This is a genomic window from Parapedobacter sp. SGR-10, assembly GCF_011030405.1.
GTDB lineage: Bacteria > Bacteroidota > Bacteroidia > Sphingobacteriales > Sphingobacteriaceae > Sphingobacterium.
Genome location: NZ_JAAJTJ010000010.1, coordinates 1 through 25,595 on the forward strand (window position 1 = coordinate 1; position 25,595 = coordinate 25,595).

The window sequence follows — 25,595 nt, forward strand, 5'->3', positions numbered from 1 at the left end:
AATTTAACTCACAAAAATTCGTTTTGGCTCGCCTCGGTGCAAAATCGAAACTTATCGCTTCGATTTCCCCGCCTTCGGCAATACCCAAAACGTTAGCGGTCATTGTGAAAAGACTACCATATAAATAGACAAAAACAACTTTAAAAATGGAAATATGAAAAATTTCAAAGACACGGTAGAAGAATTTTATTCTTTAATTGAAAATAACAAGTTCATTGAAGCGGTTGACAAATTTTACGACCAAAACATCATTTCAACAGACAACAGTAGTGAGCCAACAAAAGGAATAGAAAATTTTAGAAAATCGGTTGAAAATTTTATTGCTAATTCAGAAGTTGAAAAACTCGAATTACTTTCGACAATTGTTGAAGAAAATTTATCGGTTGCTCATTGGCACTACATCTTTACTAATAAAATGTTTGGGAAACTTGACTACAAACAAATATCGGTTCAGAGATGGAAGGAAGGTAAAATCATTCAGGAAAATCACTTTTATAACTTAGGATAATGAAAGTTCATACCACAAATTATTTTGACACTTTTATTGAAGTGGCAGAAGACACCAAAGCAAAGAGCGGAATAAAGCCCCCTGCAAAAGATAGAAAGACTGTTGCAGAAATGCAGTACGAATTGATTGCTCAAAATCCGTACAAGTATACTTCTGACGATATACTGTTTCAGATATTTGCCGACCGAAACAATCTGACCAAAGCAGAATACAAACAAGCAAGAGAACGATTCTTTTCAAAGGGACAAGCTTGTTTACGAACATCGCCCTTGGCGAAAACCTATGGATTTGGTATTCATAGTAACAGTGTTGGGAAAGTAGCCATTTTCGGAATGGAAACACGCGAATATCAAAAGCATATTGACGACCCGAAAACTAAGAAAATAAAGGCAGTAAAATCAAGCAGATGAATTAAAATCAAATGAAATCCAAACTAAAAAACAACGAACGCCAAACCCTGGTTAGCGGTCGTTGTAAAAGGAGACCGCCAAAAATTAAAAACCCGAACAAATGGACAGCATAAGAGAAAGTATTATTCAAAATTACATAGACGGATATAACGAATTTGACATTGAAAAAATGGTTCGTGATTTAGATGATGAAATCGTTTTCCAAAATATTCAAAATAACGAAGTGAATATAACACTAAACGGAATAAACGCTTTCAAACAACAAGCCGAACAGGCAAAATCTTACTTTGAAAACAGACACCAAAAAGTAACCTCCACGAAGCACATTGATGACAAAACGGTAATTGAAATTGAGTATTCAGCTGTTTTAGGAATGGACTTTCCGAATGGGCTGAAAAAAGGACAACGACTTGAATTAAAAGGGAAATCCATTTTTGTATTTAAGGGTAACAAAATTTCTGAACTTACAGATATATCATAGTAAGAACGAACTTATGAACAATTAAAAATTAAAACAACGAACCGCTAACAAGGGTTTGGTGTCAGGCGGGGTGACGTGCAAACTTGGAGCTTTGTGCTTCTATTCAAGCTCAGTGCAGGTTGATAGTTTTGTGCTCCGAAACCCGCCCGAACGCAAAGCCCGAAAACGTTGGGCGTCAGCATAAGCGAACACCCACAGACAAATAATCTAATAAAACTAACGATATGAAGACATCACTTTTGACATTGATTCTTTCGTTAACGATAATGTTAACATTTGCTCAAACCTCTGAGCATCTAACTTTCAAAGGAGTTCCTATTGACGGAACACTTGACGAATATGTTTCTAAAATGAAGCAGAGTGGTTTTAAACATATAGGAACAGAAAACAAAACTGCGATCTTAAACGGTGATTTTGCGGGCTATAAAGGTTGTTATGTAGGCGTTTCAACATTGACCCAAAAAGACTTAGTTCATAAGATATCTGTAATTTTCCCAGAACGCGAGACTTGGTCAACTCTTTCAGGCAATTATTTTGACCTAAAAGCAATGCTGGGTGAAAAATATGGAGAACCGAAAGAGGTTGTGGAAAAATTTGACAGTTATCCAGAACCAAGAGATGACGAAACGAAAATGTACAGAGTTAAATTTGACAACTGTAAATATTACTCTATTTGGGAAACAGATAATGGTAAAATTCAATTATCAATAGACCACGATGGTGTAACAAGATGTTTTGTAAGATTATCGTATTTTGACAAAATCAATGGGCAAATAATTAAAGCGAAAGCAATAGACGACTTGTAAAATGGACAATTCTGGACTTTCGGTATTAATAATTTTGGCAATAATTGGTTTCCTTTGGTTCTTGCCGATTTTAGTTATCATCAGTTCCCGTAAAACAACAGGGAGCGAAAAATTAGCGTGGGTATTGGCTGTGATTTTCATCTCTTGGTTTGCTTGGATTTTTTACTTACTCCTCGCCCCGCTTAAAAAGAAATGATAAGTATGGAAGTTTTACTAATAATTGTTGCTGGAATAGCTATTTACATATTCAAACAGTGGCAATTTGATGTAAAACGTAAACGCAGAAGGGACTATTATAGAAATGTATATCTAAAATCAGACGACTGGAAACGTAAACGCTACGTAGTGCTTAAACGAGATAACTGGCGTTGCGTTTATTGTGGAGCACGTGCGACTCAAGTTCACCATAAGAGATACGCAAAAAAGAATATCGGAAAGGAACCAATATAGTGGCTCGTTTCGACTTGCAAATCTTGCCACGATGCAAAACACCGTTGACTGACCAGTGGACGAAGAATGCGGAACGCCCAACACCGGCTATACGGCAGGCGGGCGAAAGTGCCAAACCGAAAGTTATGGTTTTTTAGCTATCTTTAATGCTCGGCTGAAAGGTTTGTGCTTCTAACCCCGCCCGACCGCAAAGCCCCAAAACGTTGTAGGAAACCCCTACGGGCTTTCCTACAACGTCGAGGCGATAAAGCCAAAACGCACTAAAACGACAAAAATTAAAGAAGATATGTTTTCATTTTTTTCTAAAATAGACAGACAAGGTAAATGTTCCAGAATGGGCTTCGTTTTTTGACGAAAAGGAATATTCTTTATTCATAAACGAGATTGACAAATATTTCAAAAACTTAAACATTCAATATGAAATTGGCGATGGACAAATTCACGTTAATGAAAATGAGTTTGGATTTGGCAACTTGGGACTTATGAATGTTGCACAATTTTGTAAGCAAGAAGACAAAAAATATTACAAAGAAATTATTACCGAACACTTTAACTCTATGATTAGAGCAAACAAGTTTGACAAGGAATTTGAAAAAATTGCTGACAACTTTGAAGAAGTCAAAAAATATATTGGAATAAGATTATACGATAATGACTATGTTGCTCACATAGGAAAGGAACTTACTATTGGAAAAGACTTTGCAGGCGACATTTATTCAATGGTTGTGTTTGACTTTCCTGACAGTGTATTAAGTATTAAACCCGAACAAACAATAGCTTGGAATAAAACAATAGACGAACTTTTTGAAATTGGAATTTCAAATATTAAATCCAAATATCCTTTGACAGTTACGAAAGAAGCCTTTGGAGAATTTAGTATTTGGTTTGTTCAAGGAGAACACTTTTTTACACCAAACATTGTTTTTGATATTGAAAACAGAAAAGAGCTTATTGGAAGTAAAGGTTCGTTAGTTGGACTTCCTCACAGACATTCAGCTATAATTTATCCAATTGAAAACTTAGAAGTTGTGAAAGCCATAAATGGACTTATTCCCACAATTTATGGGATGAACCAAGAAGGACCAGGTTCATTGAGCAATAACTTATTTTGGTATAAAGACAAAACATTTACGCAATTACCATACAAAATAGACGAAGGGAAATTACAATTTTTTCCACCCAACAACTTCGTAGAACTATTAAACGAACTGAAATAGAATAACAATTTTACTGCGGCTAACAGGGTTCTGCAAAATGGCGGGGTAACGTCTAAATTGAAAGTTTGTGTTTCGTATGCCGCAAAAGCCAATAAAATTGGCTTTTTTTCATAATTTAGCAAATAGAAAGGCGATTTTAGGACGATACTTCTAAAACAAGAAATTCATTATGACGGGTTTGACATATAGAAATGCAAACACATCAGACTTGAAAAGAATAGTTGACATTTACAACTCTACTATTTCTTCAAGAATGGTTACGGCCGACACTGAACCTGTTTCAGTCGAAAGCAGACAAAAGTGGTTTGACGAACATAACACGACCAACCGACCTCTTTGGGTTATTGAAAATAATACTAACCAGATCATCGGTTGGATAAGTTTTCAATCATTTTACGGACGACCGGCCTATGATGCTACTGTTGAAATAAGCATTTACTTGGACGAAACGCAAAGAGGAAAAGGATTGGGCAACACTTCCAAATATCGCATTACTTGACGGACAAGAACGAGGATTAAAAATGTTAGGAAAACGAATTGCTTGATAAAAAACTGCCACTAACAAAGGTAACCGTTGCACAACTCCGATTTTTAGAGAATTTTCAAAATATCTGACCTCGTTTAAGCCTTTTTAAGCGAGGCCTGTTATTTTATGTGATTTGCTAATCTATATTTGACAAGCTTATATCCAATTATTTGAAGGCTGTAAGCTGCATTTTCAAGCAACAAACGCAGACCTTTCATTGCGGTGTTTCACAACAACCACGACAAAGTAAGATTTAGTGCGAGCGACGGACGACATGAATTGTTTTATCCCTATCCGAAAGATGGAAAGAAGATCGTACTTTACTTCTCAGACTATCAGCGATACGGAAAATTTGGGAGTTAGAACAAAAAAAACATTAGGCCAACTCCCTTATTTCGTCTACAGCACATTTCACACAGAAGCAGCTGTTCGACCTATGATTTTATGGAGCAATTGAATGTTCAGCATTAAATGTCGGGGAGTATGGTAATTCTCTATACGAATACCTTCTTTTTGGAAGGTCATTTTTCTGTCCCCCCCAATATTCCACAATCGATAGCCATATTTTTTGAGCGGATAGGTATCGATCACATGCTTATAAGCTCTGTCAAACCATCGGTAAGCCCATTCGTCTCCCGTATGCTCGATGATAATCATTAAGCCTATCAAAACTTCCTGCTGTGCCCATAGGACTTTTTCCAACAACCATTTATACGCATTTACATTTTCCAGACCGTGGAAAACACCTCCATACACATCATCCCAAGCGACTTCCACATGACGTTTGAACAAATTGCAGGACTTCTGATACAATTCCTGGTCTTCTCGTCTGATAGCCTCGTCCATAATCATCCACAAGCACTCTATAGCATGGCCTATATAGACAAACTGATCCAAACCATCCTTCGGAAGAGTGAGATCTTTTTCCAAAAATTCGACCATCAAACCAAACTCCGGGTTGAGGTGATGGTTGAGCAATGCATCCAAGCACCTGTCGGCCAAAGCTTTTATATCCGCATCCTCCCTATGTCGGAGTATGCTTTTCGAAAGGCTCAACAAAATCATCCAATGGCCCAAAACCCGAGGTTTTCTTATCGTAGCAACATCCGGCCTGTAATCAAAATCATACAGATAATCTCCGCCATCATATAATTCTACACAGTTAAAAATAATATCCTTTGCTTGCTGCATATAAGAGTCCTCTCCCGATGCGATGCTATATTCGATCAACCCTTCGGCGACAAACAGGTTGCCATAAATATCGGGATTACGCTCTTTCAGGTCATTTCCAAAACGGTCGTATGCCCATGGCCACAAGGTATCTTCTGTTTTAGCTTTAAAAAGCAAATCGATTGTTTTTTTTGCTATTTCTAAATATCGGGGGTCTTTTTCGAAATTATTGTACAGATAAGAATAGACCCAAACTCCGCGGCCATCAAACCATGTACGCTTATTTGCCGTAATATTATTGCCCGAACGGTCGGTATTCCACTTAAATCCACCATATTCAAAATCTATGATGTATTCGTCCATAAACGGTAAAAAGTCATCAAATAAATTTTCCTGATACTGTTTCAACAGTTCATGAGGTGAGACACCTGCTATTGTTTTGTTCATAGTATATACCCTTTGTTTAGAACGGCGGCCTGTTTGCTTTGGTCATCACATAGCCCTCGGCAAACAGGTCTCTCACGTGTATTTTTAGTTTTATTCTTTACTCATCCTCATTCAGTGCTTTCAGCATATTTTCAGCCTCGGGTTTTACATTCCTAAAAATCAAGCCCCATCCGACGTAAATGATCATAGAGACGATGATAGGCAAGGACACATCCACAGCCAGACTGACTGTGGCAAAGCTTTTCAGTAATATAAACGTCAATAGACCTCCAAAAATCGAAAGCAACGCCGCTTTACTATCACTATATTTGAATGCAGGCAAAAGACCTAATATCATCGGAACCGCTGTAGGACCTACCAAAGCTGCAAACCAAGAAATAATCAAGCCGAATACCCCGCCGAAATGCTTCGATTGGAAAGCAATAATAATAGTGACCAATACAAATGCAAAAGTGGTTATCCTTGCGATAAGCAACATCTTCTTGTCATTGAATAAGCTCATTTTTTTATACAGAATAGGTAGTATATCCCGTGTGATAACAGCAGATATCGTATTTGCATCTGCCGCCGTCATGGCAAGTGTGTTGCCAAACATGGATGCCAAAAGCAACCCCACCAGGCCATGGGGCAAAAACTCCATCGCTATCAAGGCATAAGACTGGGTTGGATCGGCCAGGTCTTTCAAGAAAATAGGAGCCGCAAACATCGGAAAAAAGAGTACCAATGGCCATATAAGGTACATCAGCATAGATAGGGTTGCCGCTTTTTTTGCTTCCGATCCCGAAGGAGAAGATATAAACCTAGTCGCAAGGTGCCAAGTTCCACCACTATAACTAAAGAAAGCAATGACCATATAGGCTATGGCAAATCCGAGTGTATAAGGAGAATTAAAAGGTTGTGCATGCGATTCGGGCAATCTATCCCACATCGTAAAAATCCCCGAGACACCGTCCCCCAACTTTAGAAGCACCATGACCAGCAAGGTAATACCCGCCACAAACTGGATGATAAAAGAAGCCAGATCGTTGATGACATCCGCCCACAAACCTCCTATAGTAATATAGATCATACTTACCGTACCTGCCAATAGAATACCATGCGTAAACGAGAGTCCAGTAAACGCATTCAGAAGTATGCCTATAGCTGCCCATTTTGCACCAACATCAAAAATTTTGATAATGACCCCACTCCAGGCCATTACCTGCTGGGTAGGCAGGTTATACCTAAGTGCCAGATACTCGGTGGGTGATTGGATCTTCAGTTTGGACCTCAACCTGGCCCACCTCGGCGCAATGATAAAGGTCGTACCTACCATCGCAATCGAAATACTCAGTGCCCACCATATATAAAGTGTAAAACCGTGGGTATACGCAATGGCTGCATAAGCAACAAACACCGCTCCGCTATATCCGGAGACATGGTGCGAAATACCCGAAAGCCACCAAGGGAGCTTCCCGCCTGCTGTATAAAAATCTGCAGATGATTTGATTCGCATATATCCCCAGACGCCCATCGAAAGCAATACAAAGAAATAAGCAAACAGAATAATATAGTCTATTTGTGCCATATTAAGATATATTTAGTTTAGTTCAATTAATTCCTTGTTTTTTGCACTTCGATAGATCGCTTCGACAACCCTCACGGCTTTTGCCCCTTCGTATCCATCGATCAAAGGTTTTCGTCCTTCCTCTATTGCTGTCAGGAAATCTTCTATCTGTAACTGGTGTCCCTTAAAACCAATATCCATCGGGTTGGATACCCCGCCGCCTTTGTTGGAGGAGTCTGATGCTACTTGAGTCTTCTCCTGGCTAATGTCTGCAAACTCCCACTTTGTAATGCTGACATCTTCTACCGTTGCAGAACCGCTTGTACCTGTGATTTCTATTCTTTTCAATGAGCCCGGATGTATAGCTGTCGAACATTCTATCGTTCCCAATGCGCCATTCTCAAATTTTAAAATAGCCACAACTGTATCTTCTACTTCGATATGGTGGTGCTTGAAATTGCCCATATAGGCTTGCACAGACACCACATCCCCCATAAACCATATTAAAGTATCGACGGCATGAATGGCCTGATTCATCAAAGCACCTCCCCCATCCCATTCCCATGTACCCCGCCATGCGGCCTGTTCATAATATTCTTTTGTACGGCTCCACTTTACATAAGCGCTGCCTATAGTCAGATTTCCGAATCGGCCCCTTTCAATGGCTTCTTTGATCTTCCTATTTTCCGGATAAAAACGACTTTGGAAGATGACACCCAAATAAACGTTAGCATCGTGAGCTGCCTTGATCATATCCTGACACCTGTCGAATGTAATTTCCAAAGGCTTCTCTATCAGACAATGCTTTCCTGCTTCAACAACTTTTAAAGCAATATCTCTATGTGTACCGGTAGGTGTGCAAATACATACAACATCCACTTCCGGACAATGTATCAATTCTTCGATATCACGAAACGCCCGACAATGGTAGGTGTCTGCAAACTTTTGTGCTTTGGAAAGATTCCGGTTAAATACACCTGTTAATTCTGCATTATGGATCGCTTGTATAGCTTTGATATGAATATCTGCTATAGCGCCCGTACCTATGATCCCAAATCTATACATGTCTTTTTATCATAATGGCTATCGTTTACGTTAACGATGTTCAAATGTATATTTTTTTTGACATAAAAAAAAGTTTGATGAAACATTCTTAAATCGAGCTTTATTCCGAACATAAATAGAAACTTTGTATATTCCCAGCTCTTCCCAAACTCACAATAAAAAAGAAATGAAGAAAAAATATTTTTGGATAATTGGTATTTTGATAGTAATCATATTGCTGTCTGTTCCAACATTTCATATACTAAAAACAAAGTGGAATGAAGATAGTATATTGGACAGCCTCCCAAAAGGTTATATAGATGATGCCAGCCAACTGAATTTGACCAAAGTTGACACCATCATTCAGGTTCCCAACGACAAAAAAGAGATCGAAACTCAACTCAAAAGCATCTTGCAATATGCCAAAGAAAACGACCTAAAAATTTCAATTGCAGGAGCCAGACACAGCATGGGCGGGCATACCATCTATCCAGACGGTATAGTCTTAACCATGCTTCCTTACAAACAAATGGAACTTGACACGATCAACAATATTTTGACCATTGGTTCAGGAGCATTATGGGAAGATGCTTTAAAATATCTGGACCAATATGGCAGATCTGTGGCTATCATGCAGGCATTCAGTTCCTTTTCAGTCGGTGGATCAATAAGTGTAAATGGACACGGTTGGCAAAAGGATTCGCCGCCGATTTCCGCGAGTGTCATCTCCTTTACGCTAATGACCGAAAATGGAGAAATTGTCCATTGCAGCAGAGAAGAAAACCAAGAACTTTTCAACCTCGCCATTGGAGGATATGGACTGTTTGGGATTATCCTGAACGTGAGGCTTAAAGTCGTTGAAAATATAGCTTTACAATTCAAACATATCCGATTGAGCCCTAAAAAATACGTCAGTTACTACAAAAAGCATGTTTCGGACAATCCCAATGTCAATCTTGTATTTGGCAGACTACGCATTTCCGACAAACATTTTTTGGAGGAAGCCACATTAAACTTCTTTGAAAAAGTTGGTACACCTGCTCCAAATCTACAAAATGAAAAGAGCACGGAAGCACAAAGGTTAGTATTTAGGGGAAGCGTAAACAGTGAATATGGAAAAAGACTCCGTTGGGATCTGGAAACAGGCATGAACAAAGTTTCCAAAAATGAAATTTATTCCAGAAATGAACTTTTGAATGACCATGTTTCACTGATCGAAAACAAAGACCATTCTTCCACTGACCTGCTGCAAGAATATTTTATTCCCGAAAGGCGCTTCAATCAATACATTGACGACATAAAACCTATTTTAAGACATTCGAAAATAGACCTTCTGAATATAACTATACGCGGAGTACATCAGGACAATGATAGTTACCTCGCCTATGCAAGAGAAAATGTTTTCGGATTTGTCCTCTTATTCAACCAAAAAAAAAAACGGATGAACAAGAGTTAGCAATGAAAGAGCTGACAAACCAACTGGTAGATGTTGCATTGAAAAATGAAGGGACATTTTACCTGCCCTATCGCTTGCATATAGATAGGCACAAAATGAGGCAATCATATCCAAAAGCAGATCGTTTTTTTCAGCTAAAACGAAAATACGACCCTAATGAATTATTCAATAACATGTTTTACGAGCACTATAAGTAGAACCTATATATAGCATAGGAAGACTTATAAAAGGTTCACTTCAACATCTATGTTCGCTAAGCTGACAACCATTAATACAATCCTAAACTCAGCCAAAACTTGCTTTTCTCAAAAAAAAGTAATTACTTTGTAATAACAAATTGAATATTTATGGAAATTCCTGTAATCAATATCGGCAATTCAAAAGGTATCCGTCTATCAAAAGCTATTTTGGAACAATACAATATCAACGATACCCTAGAACTGATTCTGGAAAAAGGGAGAATCATTCTAAAACCAAAATCTGTTCCGAGAAAAGGTTGGGAAAAATCGTTCAAACAAATGCACGCAAACGGAGATGACAAGCTGTTGATTGACGATGTTTTTGATGACGAAACCTTTGAAGAATGGAAATAAAGCAATACGACATCGTGTTGGTAAACCTTGATCCAACCATAGGAAGTGAAATGAAAAAAACTCGCCCTTGTATTGTCATTTCTCCAAATGAAATGAACAAATACCTTCAAACCATTGTCGTTGCGCCACTTACGAGCAGTTCCAAACCCTATCCTACCAGAATCGAAATCAACCAAGCCAAAGTAAACGGTTGGATAGTCTTAGATCAAATCAGAACAGTTGATAGAACCCGAATCTCCAAGAAATTGGGCTGTTTGACAACAACTGAAATCGAAACAGTCAAAGCCATAATCAAGGAAACTTACGTAGATTAACGTTACATACTGTAAATAAAGTCTGCCCCCTCCCCCTCCCCAAATATCCAAGCCTCACAACAAACTCCAAAAGTCTAATGAATTCTAATTATATTTGTCCTTGAATCATTCAATATACGTTGCTAGAGCATTATGAGTACCCAAACGGAATATAATACGGTCATTCGACATTGCAAGGATCTCTTTATCAAAAAGACAAAAGACTATGGTACAGCATGGCGCATCATGCGGTTGACCTCCATTACCGATCAGCTCTATATCAAAGCACAGCGTATCCGTACACTCGAAGTAAAAAAAGTATCCAAAGTAGGTGAAGGTATCCTGGAAGAATACATCGGAATCGTCAACTATTGTATCATCGCACTCATGCAACTCGAATTGGGAGAAGATGGTGAAGAAAACCTAGCGTCCCAGTTTGTAGAGGAAAAATACAACGAAAAAGTCAACGAAACACGTGATCTGATGCTGGCCAAGAACCACGATTACGGGGAAGCCTGGCGGGATATGCGTACATCCTCCATGACCGACCTTATCCTCATGAAGCTGCACCGTGTCAAACAGATCGAAGACAACGACGGACAAACACTGGTATCCGAAGGCCTAAAAGCCAACTATCAGGATATGCTGAATTATGCCGTATTCGCACTCATAAAACTTGGTTTAGCTGAACAATAAATTTTCCCTATGTCAAACAACAACGCTTCATATTATACGGCCCTCCCCGACAAAAAGCAAAAACCGGATATCACGCTTTGGATAGCAAGGGTATTCGTGGGCTTACTTTTTATTTTTTCCGGACTGATCAAGGCCAATGACCCAATGGGATTTGGTTACAAGTTGCAAGAATATTTTCATGTCTTCCATCTGAACTTTCTCAATGACTTCAGTACATGGATAGCCATCCTTATCTGTGCTTTAGAGATCATTCTCGGGGCTTTGCTTTTATTGGGAATTGCAGGCCGAAAAGTGGCTTGGGGCTTACTCCTGCTGATCATATTTTTCACTTTCTTGACTTTCTATTCCGCTTTTTTTGAAGTCGTGACTTCTTGCGGATGTTTTGGTGATGCTATTCCCTTGACGCCATGGCAATCTTTTATTAAGGATTTGATATTGCTTGCTTTTATCATCGTGATATTCATCAAGAGGCACAAGATCACCCCACTTGTCAAGAGTACGTTTACAAGCAACCTACTGACTTTCTTGGTGATCGTCTCCTCTTTTGCCATCGGTATCTATACAGTCAGCTATTTGCCCTTTATCGATTTCCTTCCCTACAAGGAGGGCAACAATCTGCCTCAATTGATGGAAGCACCGGAAGGTGCTCCACTGGATGAATATGAAACCATTTATCATCTCAAAAACAAAGCCACAGGCGAGGAGAAAAAAATAACGGACAAGGAATATATGTCACAAAAGATATATTGGGAAGACGAAAATTGGGAGATCCTCGGTGAACCTCAAACCAAGCTGATCAAAAAAGGCTATCAGGTACCGATTTCCGATCTCATCATATCCGATGCCGAAGGAACAGAAGTCACCAAGGAGATCATTTCCAATCCGTATTACAATTTTGTCGTGGTCAGTACGGACGTGACCAAACTCAACCCTTTGGATTACCTAGCTTTGGACAAAATCAACCAGACGATCCGTGAGATATCTGCCGAGGAAAATATCCGTGCGGTACTGTTGACTTCCAGTTCTTCAGACGACACCAACTATCTGAACAACCAGTTGGATCTGGTTCTGGAGATATTTTACGCCGATGCCGTACCACTCAAAAGCATGGTCCGATCCAATCCCGGCGTCCTGTTATTGCAAAATGGAACGGTTATCAAAAAATGGTCAAAGCATGCTTTCCCTTCGAAAGATGAGCTCATCAAAACATATCTGAACAAATAGTATGGCAAAACCTATTTTTTTGATTGGATTTATGGGCAGTGGAAAGAGTACCTGGGGGAAAAAAATAGCCCAAGCACTGGACTTGCCTTTTCTCGATCTTGATCAAGAAATTGTCAAGCACATAGGCATGACCATTCCCGAGTATTTTCAAAAATTCGGCGAGGAAAAGTTCAGGGCACTGGAAAGTGATTTTCTCAAACGACAAGCTGAAACCGACGCCATTATTTCGACAGGAGGTGGTACTCCCTGCTATTACGACAACATGCAGTGGATCAAGGACAATGGACTATCGCTTTACCTTTACCACACCCCCAAGTCCCTTTGGTCAAGACTAAGCCAATCCGATATCAAAAAACGTCCGGTCTTACAGGGTCTTTCCGGCGAAAAGCTTCACGACTTCATCACGACCAAGCTCCAAGAGCGAGAGCCTTTCTATGAGCAGGCCGATATCAAATTTGAACAGATACACACAAGCTTGGAGGATATTCTTCAATTGATAGCCCAACATCGTCCATGAAAACCCTAAGTCTATGTCAATCGTTATATCCCATCTGACCAAAACATACGGCACACAAAAAGCGTTGGACAATATTAGTGTCGAAACAGGAACAAACCATATCATCGGTTTTTTGGGGCCAAATGGAGCAGGTAAATCAACAACGATGAAAATCCTATCCGGTATTCTTCCTTTTGAGTCGGGGGTGTGCCTGATCAATGGAATAGACATCTGTCGAGATCCTTTAAAAACTAAAAAAAACATAGGCTACCTACCCGAAAACAACCCTTTATACACAGACATGTACGTTCGTGAGATACTGGCTTTCGAAGCACAGATACATCGGCTAAAAGACTCAAAAAAACGAATTGACGAAGTGATCGGGTTGACAGGACTACAACAGGAACAGCACAAAAAAGTACAGCAGTTGTCCAAAGGGTACAAACAGCGTGTGGGGCTGGCCATGGCCATGATCCATGATCCGCAGGTGCTGATCCTAGATGAACCTACTTCGGGCTTGGATCCTAACCAAATCCTCGAAATACGTGCATTGATCAAAGAACTGGGCAAAAACAAAACCGTACTATTGTCTACGCACATTATGCAGGAGGTCGAAGCCATCTGCGAAGAGATTATTGTCATCCATCAAGGCAAGATACAAGATCATTTCCTGCTATCGGAAAAAGAAAGTAAATATCCCGGTAAAAATATGGAAGAGATATTTGTGCATTTGACACATTCTTCGTGAGTAAAATTCTTAATTTACTCTCCTTAGTGTTGAGCGTAGCGGTCACTAAGGAGGCTCAATGAAAGGTAGTCTTCAGACTACCCAAAAGAATAAAATTTGTTATAACATTGTAGAACAAAATAAAAACACAGAAAAATTGTACAGTATATATACAAAAGAAGTCGCTGGTTATTTCAACTCCTTGATCGGGTATCTGGCCATAGGTCTGTTTCTGTTATTGACAGGCCTTGTCCTATGGGTATTTCCCGATACATCAATCCTTGATGCCGGTTATGCTTCCCTAGAAGGTTTCTTCGGTATAGCACCGTACCTTTTGCTGTTTTTGATTCCGGCCATTACTATGCGTAGCATTGCCGGCGAAAAAGCGGACGGCACGTATGATCTGTTGATGAGCCGCCCCCTCACCTTGCGACAGATTGTTCTCGGCAAATACTTTGGCGGACTGACTATTGCTTTCTTAGCGATTGTGCCAACCATTGTTTACGCTGTGACTACCTATTTTTTGGCTTTCCCAAAAGGCAACATCGATCTCGGGGCTACGATAGGCTCTTACATAGGCCTGTTCTTGTTGGGCAGTGCTTTTGTGAGCCTCTCCATATTTTGCTCTAGCTTGACCAAAAATGCGATAGTCGCTTTTTTATTGGCCGTATTTACATGCTTTATTGCTTTTTATGGCTTTGGTGCCATAGCCGGTATCCATACCTTCTACACCATCGAAAGCTATCTGCACAATTGGGGCATTCAGGAGCATTACGAGGCTTTAAGCCGAGGGGTGCTGACCGCTCGGGATTTCCTGTATTTCCTCAGCTTTACCACTTTCTTTTTGGTACTTTCCATTGGCCATTTGGGAAGACGGTACAGGGCTCGTAAAACAACATGGTCGAGATATGCTATCTGTCTGGGGCTTATCCTATTGGTCAATCAACCCTTTGTCTACCATCTTTTTGACCGTATTGATTTTACGGAAGATCAGCGTTTCACGCTCAGCGGCACAACCAAAGAGATCCTCAAAAAAATCGAAAAAGATGTCTATATCAGCATATTCTTAGATGGTGACGACCTTCCTACAGGCTTCAAAAGACTACGAAAGGCCGCTCTGGATATGGCCAATGACTTGAAATCGTATTCCGGAGGAAAAGTCAAGGTCAATATCATCGATCCACTTGAAGGGGATCAAAAAGAGCAAACGGAGTTTACCCAAGCCTTGATCGACAGAGGTTTGTATCCGACCAATCTCAGTGTGAAGACAAGCAGCGGATTTTCGCAGAAGTTGATCTTTCCTGCCGCCATCGTCAACAATGAAGCGCATGAGGTCAATGTCCAACTATTGCAAAACCGGACAGGACAGACCCCCGAACAGATTTTAAACAACTCTATCCAAAATCTGGAATATGCTTTTGCGTCCGCCATTACCAAAATCAATAAAAATACCGTTCCCTACATTGGTTTTACGGAAGGGCATGGCGAGCCCTCCGATCTGGAACTGTACGATGCCATGCATACCTTGATGTCATCCAATCAAGTAGGCAGAGTACACCTCGATTCGATCGAACTCGAAGACCTGAAACAGATCAAGATTATCTTCATTGCAAAGCCTGCCCAAAAATTTTCGGAAAGCGACAAATATAAATTGGATTATTATGTCCGAAACGGCGGCCATATCGTATGGGCTATTGACCAGATCGATGCTAGCTTAGACTACCTCCGACAGACAGGTTCCCAACCGCTTATCGGCCGGGAGCTCAATTTGGACGATCAGCTCTTCCTATATGGTGTACGGCTCAATTATGACATCATAGCAGACCTCAACTGTGCACAGATCCCTCTTTCTGTCGGACATATCGGAGGTCAGGCACAGATCGAATTGGTACCTTGGTATTTTTTCCCGATTCTGATGCCCACAAGCCAAAATCCGATTATCAAAAACCTTGACGGGATCCGCACTGAATTTATCGGAACCATCGACACAATTGCTACACCGGGTATTACCAAAGAAGTTTTGTTACAATCTTCACCTTTTACGAGAATACTCCATACCCCGAGTACTATATCCCTACAAATGGTCGAAGAACAACCTGACCCTGCCACCTTCCGTACACAGCCTGCTCCGGTAGCTGTACTCTTGCAGGGTAAATTTCCCTATATCTATGCCAATAGGCCTGTACCACAAAATATCCGTGAAGGGGTAGACCTGTCCAATGTGTCCCATCCTGCCAAAATGCTGGTCATCGCCGATGGTGATTGGCTGATCAATCAGGTCAATACCAAAGACCAATCGCCTTTCCCTCTGGGATGGGACAGGTACACCGAACAGCAATATGCCAATAAACTGTTTCTTGAAAATGTAGTGGATTACCTCATGAACGACGAACGCTTGATCGCTTTGCGCAATAAGGAAGTCAAGCTGAGATTATTGGATCAAGCCAAAGTCAAAGAGCACAAAACCATGTGGCAAAGCGTCAATGTGGTTGCTCCGCTACTGATCCTGACATTGATCGGATTGGTACAACAGTTTTGGAGAAGAAGAAAGTATAGATATCAGTAGAGACGTTGCATGCAACGTCTCTACAATTTTGCCTACCTTTGCAACAATGATAACAAAGGAACATATTTTTGGCATTCATAACGAAGAAGACTTTAATCATTGGGCATTGGAGATTTTTCATTTTCAAGCCAAAAACAACCCCGTTTATCAACAGTATATCCATCTGCTTCGCACAGATATATTATCCGTTTCGCATTATACCCAAATCCCTTTTCTGCCTATACAGTTTTTTAAGACACAGGATGTTGTGGTGTCCGGACAGAAACCACAGATCACCTTCAGCAGTTCGGGTACGACGGGTATGATCAACAGCAAGCACCACGTGCCGGATCTCACTTGGTATGCCGAAAGTTTCAGACGGGCATTCCACCATTTTTACGGCAATATTGAGGAGATCGCTATACTGGCCTTGCTTCCCTCCTATTTGGAACGGGACGGATCTTCACTGATCTACATGGTGGATGATCTGATCAAATCTTCCAATCAACCCGAAAGCAATTACTTTCTGTACAATCACGAAGATCTTTACCAAAGCTTACTGCAACTCAAAGACAAGGGCATGAAGACTATTCTAATCGGGGTAACGTATGCCTTGCTCGATTTTGCCGAAAATTATCCACTCGATTTCCCCGATCTTATTGTCATGGAAACGGGGGGCATGAAAGGCAAACGTAAAGAGATGGTGCGGGAAGAGCTTCACAGTGTCTTACAAAAAGGCTTTGGTGTACCTAGCATCCATTCTGAATACGGCATGACCGAATTGCTGTCGCAAGGGTATTCGTACGGAGAAGGTCTATTCCACCACCCCTCCTGGATGAAAATTCTCATTCGAGATACGAATGATCCGTTGACATTGTTGAACAATGGTAGCCAGACTTCCGAAGTTTTCCCCACCAAAACAGGGGCCATCAATGTCATCGATCTGGCCAATCATTACTCCTGCTCGTTCATTGCCACGCAAGACCTCGGAAAACTCCACCCCGATGGGTCTTTCGAGGTACTGGGTCGCTTTGACAATGCAGATATCCGGGGGTGCAATTTGTTGGTGCAGTAAGAGAGACTTCCGAAGTTTTAGAAACACAGGTATTCGGAAGATCATATCACACTCATTTACAGAATGAAATAAGTCATATCGTCATCTCGAACGAAGAGAGAGATCTATGGATAAGCAGAAAAAAGCCTATCTGTCCATAGATTTCTCGTCGTACCTCCTCGAAATGACGACGAAATTTGGTTACTTTAACAATGTTACCTACGAGAAAAAAGTTCTCCAATTTATATTAATCTATACTTTCTTATCTTCCAAACAGATTTAATCCGATATTTAGCCATTTAGACGTTGCTGTATATAAAGATGTACCAAAACATAAGGAAAGTCCCATGTCTCTATTCTATTTTTTTTAAATATTTTGTAAACCACATGATTATCAACACGATAAATTCATAGTTTAACATTCTCCCACCCCACAGCACCCGTATTTTATCAAAAGACGAACCTTGAGCCTCGCCCTATAGATATACGATGTACATGTGGATGCACAAAAAAAACATTCAAATAGGATAAGATATTGGACACACAAGATAATAAACAGGATAAAAACATCGTGATCAATCCCCTATCTTAGTAATCTGGAATATTAAACCTATTGCACAGTATTATTCTATTCGATCAACTGTAGCTTTTATGTTGAATTTTTGCTAATTTACACCATCTGTAAGAAATCAAAATCTATGGTAAACAATTGTCTATGCGATAATGAACTTCTATTAGGTTTGAAGGCTGGTAATCAGAAGTCTTTTTCAGATATCTATGAGAAATACTGGAAGAACTTATACAATTCGGCGTACAAAAGACTCAAAAACAACGAAAAGAGCAAAGATGTAGTGCAAAACGTGTTTACCTCTTTATGGGACAGGCGGCAAGAGGTGACTATACACAATCTATCCGCCTATCTACACACTTCGGTCAAATTTCAGGTCTACAAGCAGGCAATAAAAGCTCCTCAGGTTGCCGAGTTTTTGGAAGCTTTTGAAAATATCCTCGTCTCTCCGGTCAATACGGAAGACGATGTACTGGAAAAAGAAATCCTTGGTCTGATCAAAGCTTGGATAGAGGCCTTGCCTCCTAAGAGAAAAAAAATATTTCTCCTGCATTACGAAGATGGCGTATCGACCGATCAAATTGCAGAAATATTGGGTATCTCCCGCAAAACCGTCCAAAATCAACTCAATACGGTGAGCCATACCTTACGTATACGCTTGTCACAACTGTTGGCACTGCTCGTATTGATCCATTTTAAGGGATGATACAATTTGCCCGCAAATAGCACAAGGTTTTTAACACAAGACCTCCACCTCAGCAATGCTCGGCAAAAGTCTTGTACCAAATTAACGACAAAGTCATATCGACCCGGTGCTGGATCACTACAAATCAAACTTCTTCATCTCGCGCACAGCGTAATCCACTGCCCTTGCTGTCAATGCCATAAAGGTCAACGAAGGATTTTGTGTAGATACTGAGGTCATACAAGCTCCATCGGTCACAAACACATTTTTACAATCGTGCAATTGGTTCCACTTGTTCAAGACCGAATCTTTCGGATCATGCCCCATCCGAGCTCCCCCCATCTCATGGATATCCAGACCCGGTGCCTGATCCTTGACTTTTGCTTCGATGTTCTTAAAACCTGCATATGCAAACATTTCGGACATCTGATCACAATAGTCTCGTGTCATCAAGCGGTCGTTTTCGTCGTAATCAATCGCAATGCGCACTAGGGGAATGCCCCATCGATCTTTTTGGGTTTCCGACAGTGTCACCGTGTTACTTTCTTTCGGAAGGGTCTCTCCCATGATATGGCTGCCTATTCGCCAATTGCCCAACCGTGGGTTCAGCAAGCTCTCCCGCAAATGGTCACCTATCCCTTTGGTATCCGATACCTCGGGTCGACTGGCATTGACGGTCGTAGCATAACCTCTCAAAAATGCTGTCTCCTGCTTTTTTACATTGCGAAACCTCGGAATATAGCCGCCCCCGGCAGGATTTTTACCATCTGTACGATAATCCAAATGTCCTTCATATTCAGCACGGATATTGGCACTGTAGTTATGAAAGGCCAAATACCTGCCCAATACACCCGAACTGTTGCCCAGACCTGTGGGATATGTCCGTGATGTGGAGTTGAGCAATATCAGATTGGTATTGATCGTCGACGCACACACGAAAATAAGCTTTGCATGGTATTCCATGCTCTCATTCATCTGCGCATCTACAACCATTACACCCTTGGCCTTTTGCGTAGCCTCATCAAAGATGATCGACGAAACCACCGAATGCGGACGCAACGTCATGTTTCCGGTCTTGGCCGCATACGGAAGTGTACTCGAATTGGAACTGAAATAACCACCGAAAGGACAACCCCGCTCACAGAGTTTTCGGTTTTGGCACTGTACACGTCCCTGCCCCAGCTGTACGTCGGTGGGATTGGACAGATGGGCGCATCGCGCACTGATGACATGGCGGTCACTGTAGCGGCTTTCTATCTTTTCCCTAAAAAACTGTTCGACGATATTCAAAGGATAAGCTTTTTGGAAGTACCCGTCGGGCAATATTTCCAAGCCGTCGTTGTTGCCCGAAACACCGATAAATTTCTCTACATAATCGTACCAAGATTGGATATCCCTGTATCGTATAGGCCAATCTACGGCAAACCCATCTCTTGCCGGACCTTCAAAATCATAGTCGCTCCATCGTTGGGTCTGTCTGGCCCACAACAACGATTTACCCCCCACTTGATAACCTCGTATCCAGTCAAATGGTTTATCCTGTATGTAAGGGTGTTCATTGTCTTTGACAAAAAAATGCTCGGTATCTTCTCTAAATGCATAACAACGACTGACAATAGGGTTTTCCTGCTTTACCGCATAGGGCAATTCCATTCGATGCGCAAATTCATACGGATACATATTCGTCGTCGGATAGTCCTTGATATGCGTGACATCCCTACCTCTTTCCAGAACAAGTGTCTTCAATCCTCTTTCACACAGCTCTTTTGCCGCCCATCCCCCGCTTATGCCCGAACCTATCACAATGGCATCGTATATGTAATCTTTGTCTCTCATGTTATGCAATAATCTTATAATATCCATTGTACCGACCGGGTACCAACTCATATTTCCCCATATCTTTCATCAGTAGTTCCGATTGCTGAAAACCTTGAATAATCTTGGCTTTGACCTTTGAAAAAAGAAATACAGCTTCCTTGCCCAGATCCTCGTCCTTGGTATTGAGCCGTAGGACTATTTCTTTCTGCTGTTCTTTGCTCAAAGTTTCAAAACTGTTACGGTAATTTTTGCGACAGTATGTATCAAGTGCCTGCTGTCCTTCGAAAAAACGCTTTTGGTCTTCCGGGCTGAAACAGTCCCTTAGCATCGTCATGACAAAGTTTTCTATATGCAAATGCTCCATCACAATGCCGTCTCCCGATGGCAACACGATCTCCCGCACGTCTCTGACAAAATCATGGATCAGTTCCCAATCCGACTTGGACACACCACAACTATTCAATTGTAGGGCTACCAAAGGCGGTATAAAAGCCAATCGATATATAAATCCTCTTCTATTCATAGCTTATCGTTATATTTTAAAGTTATGTAAGTTATGGATGTGAAGTAGGTTATGAAGGTATGCGTTTCGCCTTCATAACTACATCACTATCATCACCTCCGTCACTTTATTTTAAAGTTACGAAGTTATGATGGTGAAGGAAGTTATGGAATCACCGTATATCATGACCTTTTATAACCTCTATAACCATCATCACTCCCATAATTTAATTTTTAAAAATCTCTCCTCTAAAGACCTCGAAAACCAACAATCCGGTGAAAAGTCAAATAATTGGCATCGTGATAATTTGCCGCACCTCCGGCATCGTCATCGTGGGCCGTTCTGGAAACTGCGATAATATCGCTCCCGTCAAATTGCCAATCTACATATTGATAACCATGTGAATCCATGTCCGGATGGTGGATAATAGTGGCATGGATATGCCAAGTCTTCAAATCCGCACTGGAACATAATGCCAATGTATTTCTTACTTTATCCAATGGGCGTATATTGTGGTACGCATCAGGTACATAGTTTGCCAGTGTCCAATAGGTATTGCTCGCCGCATCATACCGAATGGTGAATTTCTTCATACTTCCGGGCATATCCACAAAACCATCTGTAGGATTGAAAGTGGCCAGTGTCCCGTCAGGACTGACCTTGACATGAGCGGCCAATTCCCTATTCTGGCTGAATGTATGTACTCTTAATATATTTAATAAATCACCGGAAGGTGATACGACAGCATTGCCTTCCAGCCAACCCCAAAAATATCCATTTAGATAGGAGGCATCATGCTCCAATGGATTACTGACGGTCCAATTGGCCGCATCCAACAGATCGCTGTCCACCGGTGCAGATAGCATAAGTGCACGGTACTGCTTGGCAAATACATTGGTCGGGCCGTATGCATCTTCCATCGCTCTCCAGATCCTGTCCTTGTACTCGACGACAGGCGTGGGTGCCGTATGATATTTACCGCTCAATAGCCGACCGTTGGTAGACATCGAGGGGACAGACCATACCGTGCCATTGTCTACCGATTTACGGATCACCACATGGTTGCCATTATCATATCCGCCCGATACCCCCATGATATACAAATCACCTTGATGAAGAAATAGCCCCGACATGAACTGACCACTTAGGTTGGCGATAGTTGACCACGAATTGCCTTGATCGGTCGACCGATAGATACGTGTATAGGATTGCCCATTCGGCCGTGCTTCTGCACTGGGGCCAAAGAAATCATTGGAAGCGATCAGATCACCGTTGGGCATCTTGACAATACTTGGCGAACCGATATAATACCTTTTCTCTGCTGGTACATGGGCGATCACGACTCCCGGTACTTCTTCGGGAATAACGGTGTTGTTTGGTGCATCATCTTCCACACGAGGAGCGGATTTTTCACATGAAAAAATGCTAAACAGTAGAAAAAGGATAGCAATATTTTTTAGATAATTTATTGTCATAACAAATTGTATCAATAGCCTTAATCCTATTCTTATGCTGAGGATTAATTAACTCGTGTTAAAACCAATATGAGTGACGTTAAACTGTCATCCTGAAGCCTGCTGAAGGATCTTTAACTCTATCGTTCAGATCCTTCCTATCGTCAGGATGACAAAAAACAAGAAATGCTGCTTTATCAAAACAAAACATCAATCTTCTCTAAAATTCACGATCCGATGAAACGTCAGATAATTCGAATTGTGATGGCTATCGGCTCCGCCAATTCCATCGTCATAAGCTGTCCGGGAAACAAAAACGATGTCGGCCTGCTCGAATTGCCAATCCACATATTGAAATCCGTGATACAGCGTATCGGGATGAAACAAAATCTCCTTTTTCACATCCCATTTTTTCAAGTCCTTGGAAGCAACGAGATACAGCTGATTTCGCACACGATCGAGCGGTATGACACCTTGATATTCCGGTTTGACATAGTTGGCCAATGAATAATAGGTATGACTTAGCGAATCATATCTTATCGTAAACTTCTTCATCCCGCCGGGGAAATCCCGAAAACCAGTCTTGGTATCAAAAGACAAGACCGTATTCGCCGAATCCAAATCTAAGACGGCCACCCGCTCCCTCTTTCTATCAAAAGTATGTATACGCACGATATCTTTTATTCGACCATCTGGCGCAACCACGGCATTGCCCTCAATCCATCCCCTGCCATATCCGCCCAGATATTCCTTGGTCAAATAGGGCAAGGAATTGGAGAATGTCCAATTACCCGCATCCAGTAAATCTACACTATCGGGGGCCGACATCATGAATGGCCGATATTTGGTGGGCCATCTTTGTACCTCTCCAAAATTATCTTCCATAGCTCTGTACACCCGTCCACCATGAAACACGACAGGAGTGGGTGCAGTATGAAACTTTCCTGCTTTCAATAGCCCGTTTTTTGAATCCGTGGGATTTGTCCATGTATATCCGTTGTCCGCAGACTTGCGAATGACGACTTCCTGATCATGTGCCTTGACCCCCAGCAAATAGACATTTCCGGCATGGTAAAATAAATTGGACATAGCAGCACCAACGATTTTTTGGAGAAATGTCCATGTTCTCCCTTTGTCTTCCGACCGAAATATTAAGGTCATTGGTAACCCGTCTTGCCGGGCCTCTTTATTAGGCCCAAAATAGTCGTGGGACGCCAGATAGGTACCATCCGGCAAGATACAGAGACTAGGCCCTCCGATATAGTACTTTTTGTATTTCGGCACATGGTTGATCGTGACGCCCGGCGGTTTGTCATGACTTATATTTCCTTTCAGCACCAAGGCAAACTCATCTATAGGTTTTCGCTGCGTAAATCCATAATTGAAGTCATCACCGCTCTTTGCAGACCACACGTATAACCTAAATATGATCTCACCCTGAAACCCGATATTTTTGAACAGGCTTATTTGCCACAAGCCTATATCTTCATCAAGGCTTTTCGCGCTTCGCACTTCTTTGAGCGTAGAGAAATTGTTTCCATTGTCCAGACTGTACATCCATCGGTATTGAACAACAGCATTTTTAGGCAACAGTAAACTGGCAAAAAGATGGCTCAAAGAAACATATTGATCCGGTTTGGCCTTCAATACGACTTCAAGATAGTTATGCTGGTTGTAGGCCTCTTCAAAAGACTGCACAGCCCTGCTCTGGGCCAGAAAAGAAGCCTTTGATTTGGCTGTTCGTTGCAGAGCTCCGGCTCCTCTCCGGACCAAAGCGTATTCTACCTTGGGATGGATATAGTTTGCCAGCTTAAATTCGGCCGTACCGTCTTCTCCGGGCTGAAATCTAAAATACGACAAGGTATCCTGTGCCTGAACTCCGTTAAAGCTCCACCACACCAAGCATAGCAAGCAAAATATGTTCTTCATTATTCCGCCACGTTAATCGTTATCTCTTTCATGACTTTACTTCCGGCTACGGCATCCTTTGCCACAAAAACGACTTTATATTCTCCGGGACTGTTGTAGCGAAATCCATATTCTTGCAATGGAGGATCTACTAAGCTTTTGATAGCCGTACCGAAACTTGCCCCAAAGTTGGTGAATTTGGTAAAGTTCAACTTCTTGGAAATCGCCCAAGCGTTCAAAGTTGTTGCCGTATTTGCTGTGGTATTTGCCATCATATTGATAGCCGGACCAAGTGTAGCTGATGTCGCAAGCCCGCCTCGGTTTGAGGCGATTCCATCCCGAATAAAAGTCCATGCAAAATCTGTATGTACCATGTAATTCGAGCTTGAAGCCGGACTTTCCCGCAACATATAAGCATTGCGTATCCTCCAGGTGCTATTGCCTCCATTTTCAGCTGTCGGCAAAGACAAGTAATGGAATGCGATATAAAAATCTTCACTCTCTTCAATATAAGCATTGATACTATGTGCTCCCGAAGGTGTCAGTATCTCCGCAGTGGGACCTATATCCGCTAGTGTAAAAGATTCAGTGACATCCTGCCAGGTCGCATTCTTAATATCTTCGACCGTATAGTTTCCGTTAAAATCATGAGAAATAACCACGCGAAGTTGATTGGACTGATACCCTTCAAAAGAGTATATAGGATTGAATACAAAAGTGCCAAACCCAAACTTATAGTGGCTTTCAACAATATAATCTGATGAACTATAGTAGTCATTCAATGGAAGCCCGGAATAGAATGTGATAATTCCCGGATTGCCCGAAAACGTGAAGACGACTGAATCTCCCACATGTATGCTTGTTTTTTCAACGGTGACGTCAAAGCCATCCAATACGGAACTTTCCTCTTTGTCGCAAGACATAAATAGTCCTGCTATCATGATGATGAAGTAAAATTTATATGTTTTCAT

Annotated in this window: 26 protein-coding genes; 18 read left to right on the forward strand and 8 right to left on the reverse strand. The window is 41.3% G+C overall.

All coding sequences use genetic code 11. From position 1 onward, the window contains the following. Positions 1-154: 154 nt before the first annotated feature. From G5B00_RS09165 to G5B00_RS09195, 7 genes are all read left to right on the forward strand, one after another. Positions 155-508 (forward strand): nuclear transport factor 2 family protein, encoded by a 354-nt coding sequence (locus tag G5B00_RS09165; RefSeq protein ID WP_163873875.1) that lies wholly within the window; start codon positions 155-157, stop codon positions 506-508. Beyond that, a complete protein-coding gene (locus tag G5B00_RS09170) occupies positions 508-918 on the forward strand; it encodes a DUF6157 family protein (protein WP_163873878.1) in 411 nt (136 codons plus the stop codon). Before G5B00_RS09165 ends, G5B00_RS09170 begins: the two co-directional genes overlap by 1 nt. A gap of 100 nt (positions 919-1,018) precedes the next feature. Further along, entirely contained in the window at positions 1,019-1,399 is a 381-nt protein-coding gene (locus tag G5B00_RS09175; RefSeq protein ID WP_163873881.1) for a nuclear transport factor 2 family protein, read from the forward strand. A gap of 224 nt (positions 1,400-1,623) precedes the next feature. Continuing rightward, on the forward strand, positions 1,624-2,205 hold the full coding sequence (locus G5B00_RS09180; protein ID WP_163873885.1) for a hypothetical protein: 582 nt from the start codon (positions 1,624-1,626) through the stop codon (positions 2,203-2,205). Between the two features lies 1 nt (position 2,206). Then, a complete protein-coding gene (locus G5B00_RS18395) occupies positions 2,207-2,401 on the forward strand; it encodes a PLDc N-terminal domain-containing protein (protein WP_205966376.1) in 195 nt (64 codons plus the stop codon). Between the two features lie 736 nt (positions 2,402-3,137). Beyond that, positions 3,138-3,872, forward strand: a complete 735-nt coding sequence (locus G5B00_RS09190; RefSeq protein ID WP_163873888.1) for a hypothetical protein — start codon at positions 3,138-3,140, stop codon at positions 3,870-3,872. A gap of 208 nt (positions 3,873-4,080) precedes the next feature. Further along, positions 4,081-4,371 (forward strand): GNAT family N-acetyltransferase, encoded by a 291-nt coding sequence (locus G5B00_RS09195; protein WP_240894440.1) that lies wholly within the window; start codon positions 4,081-4,083, stop codon positions 4,369-4,371. A gap of 438 nt (positions 4,372-4,809) precedes the next feature. On the opposite strand, the gene G5B00_RS09200 is transcribed toward G5B00_RS09195, so the two are convergent. The 3 genes from G5B00_RS09200 to G5B00_RS09210 all read right to left on the reverse strand — a co-directional run bounded on the left by G5B00_RS09200 (position 4,810) and on the right by G5B00_RS09210 (position 8,626). After that, on the reverse strand, positions 4,810-6,015 hold the full coding sequence (locus G5B00_RS09200; RefSeq protein ID WP_163873892.1) for an AGE family epimerase/isomerase: 1,206 nt from the start codon (positions 6,013-6,015) through the stop codon (positions 4,810-4,812). Positions 6,016-6,112: 97 nt separating this feature from the next. After that, the gene (locus G5B00_RS09205; protein WP_163873895.1) at positions 6,113-7,582 is read right to left on the reverse strand and encodes a sodium:solute symporter family protein; all 1,470 of its coding nucleotides are present in this window, start codon (positions 7,580-7,582) and stop codon (positions 6,113-6,115) included. 12 nt (positions 7,583-7,594) lie between these two features. Further along, entirely contained in the window at positions 7,595-8,626 is a 1,032-nt protein-coding gene (locus G5B00_RS09210) for a Gfo/Idh/MocA family protein (protein WP_163873897.1), read from the reverse strand. Between the two features lie 166 nt (positions 8,627-8,792). Between G5B00_RS09210 and G5B00_RS09215 the strand changes: the two genes are divergently transcribed. From G5B00_RS09215 to G5B00_RS09260, 11 genes are all read left to right on the forward strand, one after another. Next, positions 8,793-10,061, forward strand: coding sequence for an FAD-binding oxidoreductase (locus G5B00_RS09215; protein WP_205966377.1), 1,269 nt, complete (start codon positions 8,793-8,795; stop codon positions 10,059-10,061). A gap of 2 nt (positions 10,062-10,063) precedes the next feature. Further along, positions 10,064-10,258, forward strand: a complete 195-nt coding sequence (locus G5B00_RS18015) for a hypothetical protein (protein WP_205966378.1) — start codon at positions 10,064-10,066, stop codon at positions 10,256-10,258. A gap of 150 nt (positions 10,259-10,408) precedes the next feature. After that, positions 10,409-10,654 carry an AbrB/MazE/SpoVT family DNA-binding domain-containing protein gene (locus tag G5B00_RS09220; protein ID WP_163873900.1) on the forward strand — a complete coding sequence of 82 codons (246 nt, stop codon included), beginning with the start codon at positions 10,409-10,411 and terminating at the stop codon, positions 10,652-10,654. Beyond that, complete coding sequence (locus tag G5B00_RS09225; protein WP_163873903.1) at positions 10,645-10,968, forward strand: type II toxin-antitoxin system PemK/MazF family toxin; 324 nt, start codon at positions 10,645-10,647, stop codon at positions 10,966-10,968. Before G5B00_RS09220 ends, G5B00_RS09225 begins: the two co-directional genes overlap by 10 nt. 132 nt (positions 10,969-11,100) lie before the next feature. Then, positions 11,101-11,643 (forward strand): DUF1599 domain-containing protein, encoded by a 543-nt coding sequence (locus G5B00_RS09230; protein WP_163873906.1) that lies wholly within the window; start codon positions 11,101-11,103, stop codon positions 11,641-11,643. A gap of 9 nt (positions 11,644-11,652) precedes the next feature. Beyond that, complete coding sequence (locus G5B00_RS09235; RefSeq protein WP_163873909.1) at positions 11,653-12,867, forward strand: BT_3928 family protein; 1,215 nt, start codon at positions 11,653-11,655, stop codon at positions 12,865-12,867. Between the two features lies 1 nt (position 12,868). Further along, complete coding sequence (locus tag G5B00_RS09240) at positions 12,869-13,384, forward strand: shikimate kinase (RefSeq protein ID WP_163873912.1); 516 nt, start codon at positions 12,869-12,871, stop codon at positions 13,382-13,384. Positions 13,385-13,397: 13 nt separating this feature from the next. After that, complete coding sequence (locus G5B00_RS09245) at positions 13,398-14,111, forward strand: ATP-binding cassette domain-containing protein (protein ID WP_163873915.1); 714 nt, start codon at positions 13,398-13,400, stop codon at positions 14,109-14,111. Positions 14,112-14,247: 136 nt separating this feature from the next. Then, entirely contained in the window at positions 14,248-16,656 is a 2,409-nt protein-coding gene (gldG, locus tag G5B00_RS09250; RefSeq protein WP_163873918.1) for a gliding motility-associated ABC transporter substrate-binding protein GldG, read from the forward strand. Positions 16,657-16,702: 46 nt separating this feature from the next. Beyond that, the gene (locus tag G5B00_RS09255; RefSeq protein ID WP_163873921.1) at positions 16,703-17,710 is read left to right on the forward strand and encodes an acyl transferase; all 1,008 of its coding nucleotides are present in this window, start codon (positions 16,703-16,705) and stop codon (positions 17,708-17,710) included. 677 nt (positions 17,711-18,387) lie between these two features. Further along, positions 18,388-18,963: an RNA polymerase sigma factor gene (locus tag G5B00_RS09260; RefSeq protein ID WP_163873924.1), complete on the forward strand. Its 576-nt coding sequence runs from the start codon at positions 18,388-18,390 to the stop codon at positions 18,961-18,963. A gap of 117 nt (positions 18,964-19,080) precedes the next feature. Here the strand turns inward: G5B00_RS09260 and G5B00_RS09265 are convergent, their stop codons facing one another. From G5B00_RS09265 to G5B00_RS09285, 5 genes are all read right to left on the reverse strand, one after another. After that, positions 19,081-20,778, reverse strand: coding sequence for a GMC oxidoreductase (locus tag G5B00_RS09265; RefSeq protein WP_163873927.1), 1,698 nt, complete (start codon positions 20,776-20,778; stop codon positions 19,081-19,083). A gap of 1 nt (position 20,779) precedes the next feature. Then, positions 20,780-21,283, reverse strand: a complete 504-nt coding sequence (locus G5B00_RS09270; protein WP_163873930.1) for a gluconate 2-dehydrogenase subunit 3 family protein — start codon at positions 21,281-21,283, stop codon at positions 20,780-20,782. Positions 21,284-21,510: 227 nt separating this feature from the next. After that, positions 21,511-22,737, reverse strand: a complete 1,227-nt coding sequence (locus G5B00_RS09275; RefSeq protein ID WP_163873933.1) for a sialidase family protein — start codon at positions 22,735-22,737, stop codon at positions 21,511-21,513. A 189-nt stretch (positions 22,738-22,926) separates the two neighbouring features. Next, positions 22,927-24,645, reverse strand: a complete 1,719-nt coding sequence (locus tag G5B00_RS09280; RefSeq protein WP_163873936.1) for a sialidase family protein — start codon at positions 24,643-24,645, stop codon at positions 22,927-22,929. Then, positions 24,645-25,595, reverse strand: coding sequence for a DUF5017 domain-containing protein (locus G5B00_RS09285; RefSeq protein ID WP_163873939.1), 951 nt, complete (start codon positions 25,593-25,595; stop codon positions 24,645-24,647). The genes G5B00_RS09280 and G5B00_RS09285 overlap by 1 nt, the downstream gene beginning before the upstream one ends.

Bases quoted from the DNA above. Each gene is read 5' to 3' on its own strand.
- G5B00_RS09270 (WP_163873930.1), bottom strand. From the start codon at position 21,283: ATGAATAGAAGAGGATTTATATATCGATTGGCTTTTATACCGCCTTTG.
- G5B00_RS09275 (WP_163873933.1), bottom strand. From the start codon at position 22,737: ATGACAATAAATTATCTAAAAAATATTGCTATCCTTTTTCTACTGTTT.
- G5B00_RS09265 (WP_163873927.1), bottom strand. From the start codon at position 20,778: ATGAGAGACAAAGATTACATATACGATGCCATTGTGATAGGTTCGGGC.
- G5B00_RS09165 (WP_163873875.1), top strand. From the start codon at position 155: ATGAAAAATTTCAAAGACACGGTAGAAGAATTTTATTCTTTAATTGAA.
- G5B00_RS09245 (WP_163873915.1), top strand. From the start codon at position 13,398: ATGTCAATCGTTATATCCCATCTGACCAAAACATACGGCACACAAAAA.
- G5B00_RS09285 (WP_163873939.1), bottom strand. From the start codon at position 25,595: ATGAAAACATATAAATTTTACTTCATCATCATGATAGCAGGACTATTT.
- G5B00_RS09205 (WP_163873895.1), bottom strand. From the start codon at position 7,582: ATGGCACAAATAGACTATATTATTCTGTTTGCTTATTTCTTTGTATTG.
- G5B00_RS09240 (WP_163873912.1), top strand. From the start codon at position 12,869: ATGGCAAAACCTATTTTTTTGATTGGATTTATGGGCAGTGGAAAGAGT.
- G5B00_RS09210 (WP_163873897.1), bottom strand. From the start codon at position 8,626: ATGTATAGATTTGGGATCATAGGTACGGGCGCTATAGCAGATATTCAT.
- G5B00_RS09280 (WP_163873936.1), bottom strand. From the start codon at position 24,645: ATGAAGAACATATTTTGCTTGCTATGCTTGGTGTGGTGGAGCTTTAAC.
- G5B00_RS09235 (WP_163873909.1), top strand. From the start codon at position 11,653: ATGTCAAACAACAACGCTTCATATTATACGGCCCTCCCCGACAAAAAG.
- G5B00_RS09190 (WP_163873888.1), top strand. From the start codon at position 3,138: ATGAATGTTGCACAATTTTGTAAGCAAGAAGACAAAAAATATTACAAA.
- G5B00_RS09175 (WP_163873881.1), top strand. From the start codon at position 1,019: ATGGACAGCATAAGAGAAAGTATTATTCAAAATTACATAGACGGATAT.
- G5B00_RS18395 (WP_205966376.1), top strand. From the start codon at position 2,207: ATGGACAATTCTGGACTTTCGGTATTAATAATTTTGGCAATAATTGGT.
- G5B00_RS09225 (WP_163873903.1), top strand. From the start codon at position 10,645: ATGGAAATAAAGCAATACGACATCGTGTTGGTAAACCTTGATCCAACC.
- G5B00_RS09200 (WP_163873892.1), bottom strand. From the start codon at position 6,015: ATGAACAAAACAATAGCAGGTGTCTCACCTCATGAACTGTTGAAACAG.
- G5B00_RS09220 (WP_163873900.1), top strand. From the start codon at position 10,409: ATGGAAATTCCTGTAATCAATATCGGCAATTCAAAAGGTATCCGTCTA.
- G5B00_RS09180 (WP_163873885.1), top strand. From the start codon at position 1,624: ATGAAGACATCACTTTTGACATTGATTCTTTCGTTAACGATAATGTTA.
- G5B00_RS09255 (WP_163873921.1), top strand. From the start codon at position 16,703: ATGATAACAAAGGAACATATTTTTGGCATTCATAACGAAGAAGACTTT.
- G5B00_RS09260 (WP_163873924.1), top strand. From the start codon at position 18,388: ATGGTAAACAATTGTCTATGCGATAATGAACTTCTATTAGGTTTGAAG.
- G5B00_RS09215 (WP_205966377.1), top strand. From the start codon at position 8,793: ATGAAGAAAAAATATTTTTGGATAATTGGTATTTTGATAGTAATCATA.
- G5B00_RS18015 (WP_205966378.1), top strand. From the start codon at position 10,064: ATGAAAGAGCTGACAAACCAACTGGTAGATGTTGCATTGAAAAATGAA.
- G5B00_RS09170 (WP_163873878.1), top strand. From the start codon at position 508: ATGAAAGTTCATACCACAAATTATTTTGACACTTTTATTGAAGTGGCA.
- G5B00_RS09230 (WP_163873906.1), top strand. From the start codon at position 11,101: ATGAGTACCCAAACGGAATATAATACGGTCATTCGACATTGCAAGGAT.